Raw genomic sequence first — 13,261 nt, forward strand, 5'->3', positions numbered from 1 at the left:
TCTACCGCGCTGCAGACGCGGCGCTGCTGGATCCCTGTGACAAGCACAGGGATGAGGGTAGAGAGATTTGCGCTGGCAAAGAAACACATCGCCCGGAAAGACGGATTTTCATGCCAGACGACAACCGCGAACAGGCCGGACGGCCCTCGCCCGAGGCGCTTCTTGAAAAGGCGCGGGCTGAGACGCGTGGGCGGTTGAAGATCTTTCTGGGGGCGGCCCCCGGCGTCGGCAAGACCTATGAGATGCTGGCCTCCGGGCGCGCGAAGATCGCCGATGGGGTCGATGTGGTTGTCGGTGTCGTCGAGACGCATGGCCGCAAGGAGACGCAGGCGATGCTTGCGGGCTTCGAGATCGTGCCGCGCGTGATGGTCGACTACCGGGGCCGGCGGCTGGAAGAGATGGATATCGACGCCATCATCGCCCGCAAGCCCGACCTCGTGCTGGTCGACGAGCTCGCCCACAGCAATGCGGAGGGCAGCCGGCATCCGAAGCGCTATCTCGATGTGAAGGAACTGCTGGACCGCGGCATCGACGTCTATTCGACGCTCAACATCCAGCATGTCGAGAGCCTGAACGACGTCGTCTCGCAGATCACCCGCATCCGGGTGCGCGAGACGGTGCCGGACAAGGTGATCGACATGGCCGACGACGTCGAGATCATCGATCTTACGCCTGACGACCTGATCAAGCGTCTTCATGATGGCAAGGTCTACATGGCCAACACCGCCGAGCGGGCGCTGACCAACTATTTCACGCCGGGCAACCTGACGGCGCTGCGCGAACTGGCGCTTCGGCGCACGGCGCAGCGGGTGGACGACCAGCTTCTGAACCACATGCAGGCGCATGCGATCTCCGGCCCGTGGGCCGCGAGCGAGCGCGTGCTGGTATCGGTCGATCACCATCCGGCCTCCGCATCGCTGGTGCGCTATGCCGCGCGCATGGCATCGCGGCTGAGGGCTCCCTGGGCCGCCGTCTATGTCGAGACCAACCGCTCGATCAACCTAAGCGAGGGCGAGCGCGACACGCTGGCCGCCAATTTGCGGCTGGCCGAACAGTTGGGCGGCGAGGCGATCACCGTTCCGGGGCGCGAGACCTCGGAAGAGCTGATCCGCTACGCCGCTTCCAACAACGTCACCCACATCGTGATCGGCGCGCCGAAGCAGCCGACTTGGCGAGAGTGGTTCTCGCCGTCTGCCGCCGACCTCCTGATCCGCAAGGCGGGCGATATCAGCGTTCACGTCATTTCGGGCGACGAGCAGAAGGGTGGTGCGCAACGCGGCGTCAAGGCGGCGGCGGCGCGTCCAGCCTTCGATCTCAGAGCCTATCTGCTGGCGGTGGTCTATGTGGCGATCGCGCTCGTGGCCGGCATCGTGCTCGACCAGGTGCTCGATGTGCGCAATCTGGCGCTGGTGTTCCTGATGGCGGTGTTGACCTCGGCGGTGCTGCACGGGCTACGGCCGGCACTGTTTTCCTGCCTGCTCGGCGCGTTCGCCTTCAACTTCTTCTTCCTGCCGCCGCGCTACACGCTGACGATCAGCGATCCGGAAAGCGTGCTGGCGCTGTTCTTCTTCCTCGGCGTGGCGATCGTCGCCAGCAACCTGACGGCAACGGTGCAGCGGCAGGCATCCGCGGCGCGGCAGCGGGCGCGCACCACCGAGGATCTTTATCTCTTTTCGAAGAAGCTGGCCGGCACCGGCACGCTTGACGACGTGCTCTGGGCGACCGCCTTCCAACTGGCCTCGATGCTGCGGGTGCGGGTCGTGCTGCTGCTCCCCGAGAACGGGACCATCGCAGTCAGGGCCGGCTATCCGCCAGACGATACGCTTGACGACGCAGACATCGCGGCCGCGCGCTGGGCCTGGGAGCACAACCACGCCGCAGGGCGCGGTGCCGATACCCTGCCCGGCGCCAAGCGGCTCTATGTGCCGCTGCGCACCGGACGCGCCGCCGTCGGCGTGATCGGGCTCGACAGCGACCGCCGCGACGGGCCGCTTCTGACACCGGAGCAGCAGAGATTGCTCGACGCGCTGGCGGATCAGGCCGCACTTGCGATCGAGCGTATCCAGCTGGTCGCCGATGTCGACCAGGCGAAGCTTGCGGCAGAGGCCGACCGGCTGCGCTCGGCGCTGCTGACCTCGATCTCGCATGACCTGAAGACGCCGCTTGCCGCCGTGCTCGGCGCCTCCACAACGCTGCGCGACTATTTCGCCTCGATGAGCGAGGAGGACCGGAAGGATCTGCTTTCGACCGTGGTGGACGAATCCGAGCGGCTGAACCGCTTCATCGCCAATCTGCTCGACATGACCCGGATCGAATCCGGGGCGATGGAGCCGAATTCGGCGCTGCACGATGTCGGCGATATCGTTGGCAGCGCGTTGCGCCGCGCGGCCAAGATCCTGTCGCATCACGGCGTGCATGTGACCATTCCGGCGGACCTGCCGACTGTGCGTGTTGATCCCGTTCTCTTCGAGCAGGTGCTGTTCAATCTCATCGACAACGCCGCGAAATACGCGCCCGAAGGTTCCACGGTCGAGATAAAGGGATGGACTGGAACGGGCGATGTGATGGTTCAGGTCGCCGACAGCGGGCCGGGCATTCCTGACGATGATCTCAACCGCGTGTTCGACACTTTCTATCGCGTGCGCAAGGGCGATCAGGTGCGGGCCGGCACCGGGCTTGGCCTGTCCATCTGCCGCGGTTTCGTCGAGGCGATGGGCGGCACCATCACTGCCGCCAACCGGCCCGACCGGTCGGGTGCGGTCTTCACCATCAGGCTGCCTCGCCCTCAAGAGATCACGAATGACATCACGAAGCTGGAAGATATGAAATGACCGGTTCGCCCGTGAAGATCCTCGTCGTCGACGACGAGCCCCCTATCCGCAAACTGCTGCGCGTCGGGCTGACAGCGCAGGGATATGAGGTGCATGAGGCGCCGGATGCGGCGACCGCGCGCGCGCTTGCAGGCGAGGTCGGCCCCGATCTCATCGTGCTCGACCTCGGACTTCCCGACACGCCGGGCCACGCGCTGCTCGGCGAATGGCGCGAACAGGGGCTGACGACACCCGTCGTCATTCTCTCCAGCCGCACCGATGAAGCAGGGATCGTCAAGGCGCTGGAGACGGGCGCCGACGACTATGTGACCAAGCCCTTCGGCATGAACGAGCTCGGCGCCCGCATCCGCGTCGCGCTGCGCCACAGGCTGCAGCAGCAAGGCGAGAAGGCGGTGTTTCGCACCGGCGGACTGTCGATCGACCTCGTCAAGCGGATCGTCAAGGTCGACGAGCGCGAGATCAAGCTGTCGCCGAAGGAATACGACATCCTGCGTGTGCTGGCGCAATATTCCGGCAAGGTGCTGACGCATCAGTTCATGCTGAAGCAGATCTGGGGACCGGCGGCGGATGTGCAGTATCTGCGTGTCTATGTGCGCCAGCTGAGACAGAAGATCGAGGCCACGCCCGACCAGCCGCAATATATCACCACCGAAACCGGCGTCGGCTACCGGCTGCGCGAGGCCGACCTGCCTGCAACCGAAAGTGCTTCACCAGACGGCCGATGAGGGATAGAGCAGTGATCGGTTGATACAGAAGAATGGACCGCATCATGACCGATACCGTTACCGACCGCTTCCTGCGCTATGTCGTCATCGACACGCAATCCGACCCGCAATCGCCAAGCCAGCCTTCCACCGAGAAGCAGAAGAACCTCGGGCGCGTGCTGGTCGAGGAACTGCTGGCGATCGGCCTTTCGGACGCGCATCTGGACGAGCACGGCTATATCTACGCGACCATTCCCGCCAATACCGACAAGCAGGTACCCGTCATCTGCTTCTGCTCGCACATGGACACGGCGCCCGATTTCAGCGGCACCAACGTCAAGCCGCAGATCCTGCGCGGCTACGAGGGCGGCGATATTCGCCTGACTGCTGATACGCAGCAGGTGATCCGGGTGAGCGAACACCCGGAGCTGAAGAACCAGATCGGCAACGACATCATCACCACCGACGGGACGACGCTGCTCGGCGCCGACGACAAGGCGGGGATCGCCGAGATCATGACGGCGGCTGAGTTCCTCGTTTCCAATCCCGATATCAAGCACGGCACGATCAAGATCCTGTTCACGCCGGATGAAGAGATCGGCCGCGGCGTCGATAAGGTGGACCTGAAGAAACTCGGCGCCGACTTCGCCTACACGATGGACGGGTCGACGGCGGGGCATATCGAGGACGAGACGTTTTCGGCCGATGGCGTCGAGATCACCATCCAGGGCGTTGCGATCCATCCGGGTTTCGCCAAGGGCAAGATGGAAAACGCCATCAAAATAGCCGGCGCCATCATCGACCGGCTGCCAAAAGACATCGGCCCCGAGACGACCTCCGGTCGGCAGGGTTTCATCCATCCGACCGGCGTCACCGGCTCGATGGAAAAGGCCGAGATCGGGCTGATTATCCGCGATTTCGACAATGCGGGGCTGACGGCCAAGGAAGAGATGCTGGAAGCGATCGTAAAGGACGTGATGGCGGGCTATCCGGGTTCGACCTACACGTTCGAGGTCAAGCAGCAGTATCGCAACATGAAGGAAGTGGTCGATCGGCACCCTGATATCGTCGAGAACGCCATCGAGGGCATTCGCCGCGCCGGGATGGAGCCGAAGCGCGGCAGCATTCGCGGCGGCACGGATGGCTCGCGCCTCTCCTTCATGGGCCTGCCCTGCCCCAACATCTTCGCCGGCGGCCATGCATTTCATTCGCCGCTCGAATGGGTGAGCCGGCAGGACATGGAGCGGGCGGCCAAGACGATCGTCGAGATTGCCAGGGTTTGGGAGGAGCGAGCGTAAGCGCCCTGCGGCGTCCAGCTTCCGTTCGGTCTTTGAAGGCGATGGGGCGGCCCCGCTCTCCACCCTCATCTCTGTGCTCGTCACAGAGATCCAGCCACGGCGCGTCTGCGCCGTGAAAGGACTCTTCTCGGCCCAAAGACTTGGGCCCGCTGCATCCCGGCACAAGGCCGGGATGAGGGAGAGCGAGGAGGACGTACCGCCTCACCCCTTCCATTATCCCCGCAGACCCGGCGCTTCCTGGCCGGTGCGCTCGACGTACTCTGTATAGCCGCCGCCGTACTGGTGGATGCCGTCGGGCGTCAGTTCCAGCACGCGGTTGGACAGCGCCGCCAGGAAGTGGCGATCGTGGCTGACGAAGAGCATGGTGCCTTCGTATTGCGACAGCGCCTTGATCAGCATTTCCTTGGTGTCGAGATCCAGGTGGTTGGTCGGCTCGTCGAGGACGAGCAGGTTTGGCGGGTCGAACAGCATCTTGGCCATGACCAGACGCGCCTTTTCGCCACCCGACAGAACCCGGCACTTCTTTTCGACGTCGTCACCCGAAAAGCCGAAGCAGCCGGCGAGCGCGCGCAGCGGTGCCTGGCCGGCCAGCGGGAAACTATCTTCCAGCCATTCGAGAACCGTGCGTTCGCCATCGAGCAGGTCCATGGCGTGCTGGGCGAAATAGCCGAGCTTGACGCTGGCGCCGAGCGCAACCGTGCCCTGATCCGGCTCGGTCGAGCCCGTGACCAGCTTCAGCAGCGTCGACTTGCCGGCACCGTTGATGCCCATGATGCACCAGCGCTCCTTGCGGCGAACCATGAAGTCGAGGCCTTCATAGATCGTGCGGCTGCCATACTTCTTGTGGACGTTCTTCAGGTTGATCACGTCTTCGCCGGAGCGCGGCGCGGGAAGGAATTCGAAGGCGACCGACTGGCGGCGCTTGGGCGGCTCGACGCGGTCGATCTTTTCCAGCTTCTTGACGCGGCTCTGCACCTGCGAGGCGTGTGAGGCGCGTGCCTTGAAGCGTTCGATGAACTTGATTTCCTTGGCAAGCATGGCCTGCTGGCGCTCGAACTGGGCCTGCTGCTGCTTCTCATTCTGGGCGCGCTGCTGCTCGTAGAAGGCATAGTCGCCGGAATAGGAGGTGAGCTGGCCGCCATCGATCTCGATGATCTTGCCGACGATGCGGTTCATGAACTCGCGGTCGTGCGAGGTCATCAAAAGCGCGCCGTCATAGTTCTTCAGGAACTCCTCCAGCCAGATCAGGCTTTCGAGATCCAAGTGGTTGCTCGGCTCGTCGAGCAGCATGACATCAGGGCGCATCAACAGGATGCGGGCGAGCGCCACGCGCATCTTCCAGCCGCCGGAGAGGCCGCCGACATCGCCATCCATCATTTCCTGGGTGAAGCTCAGACCGTCGAGCACTTCGCGGGCGCGGCCCTCGAGCGCGTAGCCATCCAGCTCCTCATAGCGCGCCTGCACCTCGCCATAGCGCTCGATGATGCGGTCCATCTCGTCGAGCTTGTCGGGATCGACCATCTCGGCTTCGAGGTCGCGCAGTTCGGCGGCGACGACGCTGACGGGGCCGGCGCCCTCCATGACCTCGGCCACGGCGCTGCGGCCGGACATTTCGCCGACATCCTGGTTGAAGTAGCCGATGGTGACGCCCTTTTCGCCGGCGACATTGCCCTCATCGGGCTGCTCCTCGCCTGTGATCATGCGGAAGAGCGTCGTCTTGCCGGCGCCATTCGGGCCGACGAGGCCGATCTTCTCGCCCTTGTTGAGCGCCGCCGAGGCCTCGATGAAGAGGATGCGGTGGCTGTTCTGCTTGCTGATATTTTCGATGCGGATCATGGGAAGCGTGGTCCAAAACAGGTTTTCGGCGCCCTTATGCCACGCAACACCCGAGATGTCGCCCGTTTTCCGCAGTGCACCAAATGTTCGCTCGGGACCGTTTCCCTGTGGTGACAGCCGCGCGGGACTTCCAAACATCAGACGGCACTGATACGTTCCATATTTGTTCCCGAGTCGCGCTTTTGCCGCGACGCGTATGCTAGAGGCTGAAGAATAGATGCAGGCGGCGGCCTATCTCGAGAAACTGAACGAGCGGCAGCGTCTTGCCGTGGAGCACGGGGTCGGTCAGGGACCGGATACGACGGGTGGTCCGCTTCTGATCATCGCCGGCGCCGGATCGGGCAAGACCAACACGCTGGCGCACCGGGTGGCGCATCTGATCGTCAACGGCGCCGATCCGCGCCGCATCCTCCTGATGACATTCTCGCGCAGAGCGGCGTCCGAGATGGCGCGGCGCGTCGAGCGCATCTGCCGGCAGGTGCTCGGCGCCAATTCCGCCGTCATGACCGACGCACTGACCTGGGCCGGGACCTTTCACGGGATCGGCGCGCGGCTGCTCCGTATCTACGCCGAACAGATCGGCCTCAATGTCGATTTCACCATTCACGACCGGGAAGACAGCGCCGACCTGATGAACCTCATCCGGCACGAGCTTGGCTTCTCCAAGACCGAAAGCCGGTTTCCGACCAAGGGCACGTGTCTGGCGATCTATTCGCGCACGGTCAATTCCGAGACGCCGCTCACCGAGGTGTTGAAGACCTGGTATCCATGGGTGGCGACGTGGGAAGAGCAACTGCGCGAGCTGTTTGCCTGTTACGTCGAGGCCAAGCAGGCGCAGAACGTGCTCGATTACGACGACCTTCTGCTCTACTGGGCGCAGATGGTGAGCGATCCGGAACTGGCCGCCGATATCGGCGGGCGCTTCGACCATGTGATGGTGGACGAGTACCAGGATACCAACCGGTTGCAATCCTCCGTGCTGATGGCACTGAAGCCGGGCGGGCGGGGCTTAACCGTCGTCGGCGACGACGCGCAATCCATTTACTCCTTCCGGGCGGCGACGATCCGCAACATTCTCGACTTCCCGAAAACCTTCGAGCCGCCGGCCGACATCATCACGCTCGACCGCAACTATCGTTCGACAACGACGATCCTTGCCGCCGCCAATGGTGTGATCGAACTGGCGCGCGAGCGCTTCACCAAGAACCTCTGGACCGACCGGCAATCCGAAGAACGGCCGAAGCTGCTGACCGTCAAGGACGAGAACGACCAGGCGAACTACATTGTCGAGCAGGTGCTGGCGAACCGCGAAGTGGGTATGACGCTGAAGCAGCAGGCGGTGCTGTTTCGCACCTCCTCGCACAGCGGCCCGCTCGAAGTCGAGCTGACGCGGCGCAACATTCCCTTCGTCAAGTTCGGCGGGCTGAAATTCCTGGATTCGGCGCATGTTAAGGACATGCTGGCGATCCTGCGCTTCGCGCAGAACCCGCGCGACCGGGTCTCCGGCTTCCGCCTGTTGAAGATGCTGCCGGGGATCGGGCCGCAGACGGCGGGCAAGATTCTCGACACGATCGCCGCCGACCCCGAGCCACTGATTGCGCTCGCCGAAATCCCGCCGCCGGCCAAGACCGGCGAAAGCTGGCCGGCGCTGGTGCAGCTGCTCGAAGGATTGCGCAAGGCGAACGGACCGTGGCCGGCCGAGATCGCGCAGGCGCGCGAATGGTACGAGCCGCATCTCGACCGCATTCACGAGGACGCCGACACCCGCAAGGCCGACCTGTTGCAGCTTGAGCAGATTGCCTCCGGCTATGCCAACCGCGAGCGCTTCCTCACCGAGCTGACGCTCGACCCGCCGGACGCCACCAGCGACCAGGCGGGCGTGCCGCTGCTCGACGAGGATTATCTCATTCTCTCCACCATCCATTCGGCCAAGGGGCAGGAATGGCGGGCGGTGTTCATGCTCAACGTCGTCGACGGCTGCATCCCCTCCGACCTCGCCGTCGGCACGACGCAGGAAATCGAGGAGGAGCGCCGGCTTCTCTATGTCGGCATGACACGCGCCAAGGACAGCCTGACGCTGATCACCCCGCAACGCTTCTTCACCAGCGGCCAACACGGCCAGGGCGATCGGCATGTCTATGCATCGCGCACGCGGTTCATTCCGGTGACGCTGCTGCAATATTTCGAGACGGTGGCATGGCCGGTTGTGGTCGCGACGCCTTCGAAGCGGAGTACGCAGCAGATAAGGGTGGATGTGGCGGCGCGGATGCGGACGATGTGGCGGTAGGGTGTGTTTGGGTGGTCAGTCGGCGTTGTGCCGTTGGCCCCCTCATCCGCCTGCCGGCACCTTCTCCCCGCTGGGGAGAAGAGACTCGTGGTGGGCCGCTTGCGCCAACCTCGCCTTCGCCCCAACGGGGAGAAGGTGGCCCGAAGGGTCGGATGAGGGGGCTCCGGGTGCTGAGTCTGCCAGTTAATTATTTGATGTCGCTTAGATTTGGCGTGTTGCCGCGGGATACCCCCCTCTGCCCTGCCGGGCATCTCCCCCACAGGTGGGGAGATTGGCTGGGCTTACCCGCTCGTTCTTATCTCAACGTTTGGAGAAAACCTCTCCGCGAGTCGATCTCCCCCCTTGTGGGGGAGATGTCCGGCAGGACAGAGGGGGGTGCCACGCGGCAAAACGCCAACGTCCACTCATTAAAGGTACCCCACTCAAACAGCCAACCGCGTCCTCACATCCCCCGCCAACACCTTCATCCGCTCCAGCGACGCATGGCCGATCAGCATGAAGGCGTGCGTCTTATCCGACCAGTAAACAACATTCATGCCCTTGCGGCTTTCGACGTCAGGCCCCCGGGCGCCGTCGTCCGAGCGCACGATGCAGAGCGCCAGGGGGCCTGTCTCGGGGTCGAGGTAAGCGAGCTGGGCGAGTGGCTGGTCGTCATATTGCAACAGCAGCGCCCGCTTGAAATCGACGCCCTGCAGCGCGATCGCTTCCGGAGAGAGGCGCAGGCCGAGCCTTGCTTCTACGGCCGACAGCTGACCTGCCTGCGACGCAAGCGAGGGCGCCGGGCCGGCCAGCGTTTCGGGCGTGTAGAGTGCGATGTAATCGGCGACCGTGGCGCGCCATTCGCTGCTTTCGTCGGTGGCGGCGAGCTGCCGGCTGAGCCCGATGAAGGCGCGGTCGGCGATGACGCCGGCCGCGAGGCAGGCGGCGAGTGCGCCGAGGAAGCGACGGCGGCTGGGGGCCGGCGTTGCAGCTGGTGTGGCGGAGAGGCGCGCGAGGATGGCTTCGAGCTCGGCCTTCGGCGCCTGGGCGAGCAGCGGATCGAAGGCCTGCGCGAAGGGCAGGCTGGCGCGGGACAGGAATTCGAGGCGGGCGGCCAGCTCGGCATCCGTTTCCAGGAGTGCTTCGAGGCGCGCGGCTTCAGCGGGTGGCAGTTCACCGTCGAGATAGGCGGTAAGCGTCTCGTCGGAGGGGATGGTGGTCTTGTCGGTCATCGTCCGCCCTCCTCTTTCAGATTGCCGGCCAGGGTCGCGCGGGCGGCGGCGAGCCGGCTCATGACGGTGCCGATCGGGATGTCGAGCACGGCGGCCACCTCCTTGTAGGACAGGCCCTCGACATAGGCCAGGAAGACCGAAGCACGCTGCGCATCGGGCAGCGCGCCAACGAGACGAAGCACCTGAGCGGCCATGACATGCGTCTCCGTTTCGCGCGCGCCATCGACGACGAGCGCCTGCTCGGCATCGACGAAGCCCTGCCCTTCGCGGACCCGCCGCGAGCGGATTTCATTGAGCCAGATCGAATGAAGAATGGCAAACAGCCAGCGGTCGAGCCGGGTGCCCGCCTGAAACTGCGTGGCGCGCTCCAGAGCGCGCACGCAGGTCTGCTGCACCAGATCGTCGGCCACGTCGCGGCGATGCGAGAGCACGAGACCATAGCGCCAGAGCCGCGACAGGTTTTCCGTCAGACCGCTCCTGATATCGGATTCGCTTGCGATGGCCGCCTCCGCCACGGGGTTTGCCGAAGACAGCGCCGGGCGAGCCGGCGCGGTCTTGTTGGCGTGACTATAGGCAGGAAATGTCGTGTAGGCGACGACCATCGGCATGTTCCTCGTCACATTATCGGGCGTTCCCGCGCGTTAAAGCGTGTCGCGATCCTTCGGATTCGCTCGCCACGCTTTAAGTCTTTGTTTTGTCGCATGTCGGTGCCGCAAAACCGCTGCACACTTTTGCGCGACATGCTTTAGATCTTCGACGGATCGGTGATCGCTTCATTGAGATCGCGATATTCCTCGCAAGACGTGCCGCACAGCGTCTTGATGGTGCCGAGCTGCTCCTTGGCGAGATCGATGCGACCCTTGATGACATAGGCTTCACCGAGATATTCGCGGACCTTGGCGTATTGCGGATCGAGCTGGACCGACTTCAGATAGTAGGAGATGCCTTCATCCGTGCGTCCGAGCTTACGCGTTGCGTAGCCGCGATAGTTCAGCGCCTCGGCGGTGTTCTGGTCCTTCAGCGTGTCGAGCATGGCCAGCGCTTCATCGTAACGGCCGGCCTTGGCCAGCGAATAGGCGTATTCGGTACGGTTGTCGTCGGTGATGTTGGCGCCCGACTGCTTGACGCATTTCTGCGTCTTCTTGTCATAGACCTCACCCTTCTTGCAGGTCGGCGTGGTGGCGCCGCCGCTATCATCGCCGCCGGCGGCGAAAGCAGGCGCGGTGAACGCGAAAGCGGCGATCGCGCCGCTGATGAGGACGGATGCAATCCGGGAGGTTGCTGAGGTCATGATGTATCTCCTTCGGGACAAGTCGAGTTGGTCTGGAAGACGGGGTTGCGGCGAATGAACACGGCAGCCGGCGGGTTTATTCGGCGGTGCAGCGATTTTTCCGATCACCGTTTCGTGAGAGCCAGCGGCGAATAAAGCCCGGTCTGGCGTGTTTGCTCCGCGTGCGCCGGGGGACGAACAGGAGCATTTTCGTGAACGAGACCGTCAAACTACTCAGCCTCGCCACCGCGGCGCCACTGCATGTCATCACGCAGGAGGAAGCCGCGGAGACGTCGGCACGGCTGTTTTCCGGCCGGCTGAAGGACTTCGCGCATCTTGTGCCGGTCTTCACCAATGCCGGCATCCGCACGCGGCATGCCGCGCGGCCACTCTCATGGTTCACCGAGCCGCATGGATGGGAAGACCGGATGCAGGCCTATCAGGAGGAGGCGCGCAGCCTGTTTCGACGCACCGTCACGGCGGCGCTCGATCAGGCTGGGCTCAGGGGAGCCGATGTCGACTGCATCGTCACGGTCTCCTCGACCGGCATCGCGACCCCGAGCCTCGATGCGCAGCTGGCATCCGAGATCGGGTTCCGGACGGATGTCGAGCGCCTGCCTGTCTTCGGCCTCGGTTGCGCGGCAGGCGTTTCCGGCTTTGCGATCGCGGCGCGGCTCGCCAAGGCGCGGCCCGGCGCGACCGTGCTCTTCGTCTCGATCGAACTTTGCACGCTGGCCTTCCGGCTCGATGAGCTGGCGCGGGCGAATATCATCGCAACCGCGCTGTTCGGCGATGGCGCGGCGGCCTGCATCTTGCGGGCGGGGCCGGAGGGGCTTGCCGCTGTCGAATCCATCGGAGAGCATCTGTTTCCCGATACGCTCGGGATCATGGGCTGGAAGATCGACGATACCGGCTTCGGGATCGTGCTGGCGCAATCCTTGCCGCCCTTCGCGGAGAAGGAGCTGGGGCCGGCGATCGACGGCATTCTTGGTCGCAACGGGCTGAGCCGCGAGGATATCGACCGCTTCATCTGCCATCCCGGCGGGGCGCGCGTGCTGGCGGCGCTGGAAACGGCCCTGTCTATCCCGCCCTCGGCGCTCGACCATGAGCGGGCGGTGCTTGCGGAATACGGCAACATGTCGTCGCCGACGGTGCTTTTCGTGCTTGAGCGGGTGCTGCGTGAGGGATTGCCGGAGCGGGCGGCGATGATCGCTATGGGTCCGGGCTTTTCGGCCAGCTGCGTAACGTTGACAAGGGCCTGACGATGTGGCCCTCGATACTCGTCCTCGGCTTCGTGACGCTGCAACGGCTGGCGGAGCTTGTCATCGCCCGCCGCAACACAAGCGCGCTGATGGCGCGCGGCGCTCGCGAGATCGGCGCCGACCACTATCCTGTCATGGTGGCGCTGCATGCGAGCTGGCTTGCCGGGCTCTGGCTGTTGGCGCCCGGCCATCCGGTGCAGCCGATATGGCTTATGCTCTTCGTCGTGCTGCAGCTTGGCCGGCTCTGGGTTCTGGCCACGCTCAAAGGGCGATGGACGACGCGGATCATCGTGCTGCCGGGGGCGCCGTTGGTGCGCGAAGGGCCGTACAAGCTGTTGTCGCATCCGAATTATGCGGTTGTGATCGGCGAGATCGCGGTGCTGCCGCTGGCGTTCAACATGCCGCTTTATGCCGCCATCTTCTCCATCTTGAACGGGCTGATGCTGTGGCTTCGCATTTCGGTCGAGAACCGCGCGCTGAAGACGGCAATGTTTTTGAAATGAATGCGATTTTTCATTTGCACGCGGCTTGGCGGAGGGGCATTTTCCATGCCTAGACTATC

General features: G+C 64.1%; 10 protein-coding genes. 6 read left to right on the top strand and 4 right to left on the bottom strand.

Annotation, left to right across the window (positions count from 1 at the left end; translation table 11 throughout):
• Window positions 1-110: 110 nt before the first annotated feature.
• Genes ACCD05_RS12865 through pepT form a run of 3 tightly spaced genes read left to right on the top strand, consistent with a single transcriptional unit; the run spans window position 111 to window position 4,833 of the window.
• Window positions 111-2,831, top strand: coding sequence for a DUF4118 domain-containing protein (locus ACCD05_RS12865; protein ID WP_413393138.1), 2,721 nt, complete (start codon window positions 111-113; stop codon window positions 2,829-2,831).
• Window positions 2,828-3,556 carry a response regulator transcription factor gene (locus ACCD05_RS12870; protein WP_413393140.1) on the top strand — a complete coding sequence of 243 codons (729 nt, stop codon included), beginning with the start codon at window positions 2,828-2,830 and terminating at the stop codon, window positions 3,554-3,556. Before ACCD05_RS12865 ends, ACCD05_RS12870 begins: the two co-directional genes overlap by 4 nt.
• A 44-nt stretch (window positions 3,557-3,600) precedes the next feature.
• Window positions 3,601-4,833 (top strand): peptidase T, encoded by a 1,233-nt coding sequence (gene pepT / locus ACCD05_RS12875; RefSeq protein ID WP_413393142.1) that lies wholly within the window; start codon window positions 3,601-3,603, stop codon window positions 4,831-4,833.
• 213 nt (window positions 4,834-5,046) lie between these two features.
• Here the strand turns inward: pepT and ACCD05_RS12880 are convergent, their stop codons facing one another.
• Window positions 5,047-6,669, bottom strand: a complete 1,623-nt coding sequence (locus ACCD05_RS12880; RefSeq protein ID WP_413393144.1) for an ABC-F family ATP-binding cassette domain-containing protein — start codon at window positions 6,667-6,669, stop codon at window positions 5,047-5,049.
• Between the two features lie 217 nt (window positions 6,670-6,886).
• On the opposite strand from ACCD05_RS12880, the gene ACCD05_RS12885 reads away from it, so the two are divergent.
• Window positions 6,887-8,956, top strand: coding sequence for an ATP-dependent helicase (locus ACCD05_RS12885; protein ID WP_413393146.1), 2,070 nt, complete (start codon window positions 6,887-6,889; stop codon window positions 8,954-8,956).
• 422 nt (window positions 8,957-9,378) lie between these two features.
• Here the strand turns inward: ACCD05_RS12885 and ACCD05_RS12890 are convergent, their stop codons facing one another.
• The 3 genes from ACCD05_RS12890 to ACCD05_RS12900 form a co-directional block, all read right to left on the bottom strand.
• Window positions 9,379-10,167, bottom strand: coding sequence for an anti-sigma factor family protein (locus ACCD05_RS12890; protein WP_413393148.1), 789 nt, complete (start codon window positions 10,165-10,167; stop codon window positions 9,379-9,381).
• A complete protein-coding gene (locus ACCD05_RS12895; protein ID WP_413393149.1) occupies window positions 10,164-10,769 on the bottom strand; it encodes an RNA polymerase sigma factor in 606 nt (201 codons plus the stop codon). The genes ACCD05_RS12890 and ACCD05_RS12895 overlap by 4 nt, the downstream gene beginning before the upstream one ends.
• Window positions 10,770-10,912: 143 nt before the next feature.
• Window positions 10,913-11,458, bottom strand: coding sequence for a tetratricopeptide repeat protein (locus ACCD05_RS12900; protein WP_113196426.1), 546 nt, complete (start codon window positions 11,456-11,458; stop codon window positions 10,913-10,915).
• 191 nt (window positions 11,459-11,649) lie between these two features.
• Between ACCD05_RS12900 and ACCD05_RS12905 the strand changes: the two genes are divergently transcribed.
• Window positions 11,650-12,699, top strand: coding sequence for a type III polyketide synthase (locus ACCD05_RS12905; protein WP_413393152.1), 1,050 nt, complete (start codon window positions 11,650-11,652; stop codon window positions 12,697-12,699).
• 2 nt (window positions 12,700-12,701) lie between these two features.
• The gene (locus tag ACCD05_RS12910; RefSeq protein ID WP_413393153.1) at window positions 12,702-13,202 is read left to right on the top strand and encodes an isoprenylcysteine carboxyl methyltransferase family protein; all 501 of its coding nucleotides are present in this window, start codon (window positions 12,702-12,704) and stop codon (window positions 13,200-13,202) included.
• Window positions 13,203-13,261 lie beyond the last annotated feature (59 nt).

Source organism: Rhizobium sp. Rhizsp42, assembly GCF_047304155.1.
Taxonomy (GTDB): domain Bacteria; phylum Pseudomonadota; class Alphaproteobacteria; order Rhizobiales; family Rhizobiaceae; genus Rhizobium.

Excerpts from the sequence above, each read along its gene's own strand:
- ACCD05_RS12865 (WP_413393138.1), top strand. The coding sequence starts at position 111 with ATGCCAGACGACAACCGCGAACAGGCCGGACGGCCCTCGCCCGAGGCG.
- ACCD05_RS12870 (WP_413393140.1), top strand. The coding sequence starts at position 2,828 with ATGACCGGTTCGCCCGTGAAGATCCTCGTCGTCGACGACGAGCCCCCT.
- pepT (WP_413393142.1), top strand. The coding sequence starts at position 3,601 with ATGACCGATACCGTTACCGACCGCTTCCTGCGCTATGTCGTCATCGAC.
- ACCD05_RS12880 (WP_413393144.1), bottom strand. The coding sequence starts at position 6,669 with ATGATCCGCATCGAAAATATCAGCAAGCAGAACAGCCACCGCATCCTC.
- ACCD05_RS12885 (WP_413393146.1), top strand. The coding sequence starts at position 6,887 with ATGCAGGCGGCGGCCTATCTCGAGAAACTGAACGAGCGGCAGCGTCTT.
- ACCD05_RS12890 (WP_413393148.1), bottom strand. The coding sequence starts at position 10,167 with ATGACCGACAAGACCACCATCCCCTCCGACGAGACGCTTACCGCCTAT.
- ACCD05_RS12895 (WP_413393149.1), bottom strand. The coding sequence starts at position 10,769 with ATGGTCGTCGCCTACACGACATTTCCTGCCTATAGTCACGCCAACAAG.
- ACCD05_RS12900 (WP_113196426.1), bottom strand. The coding sequence starts at position 11,458 with ATGACCTCAGCAACCTCCCGGATTGCATCCGTCCTCATCAGCGGCGCG.
- ACCD05_RS12910 (WP_413393153.1), top strand. The coding sequence starts at position 12,702 with ATGTGGCCCTCGATACTCGTCCTCGGCTTCGTGACGCTGCAACGGCTG.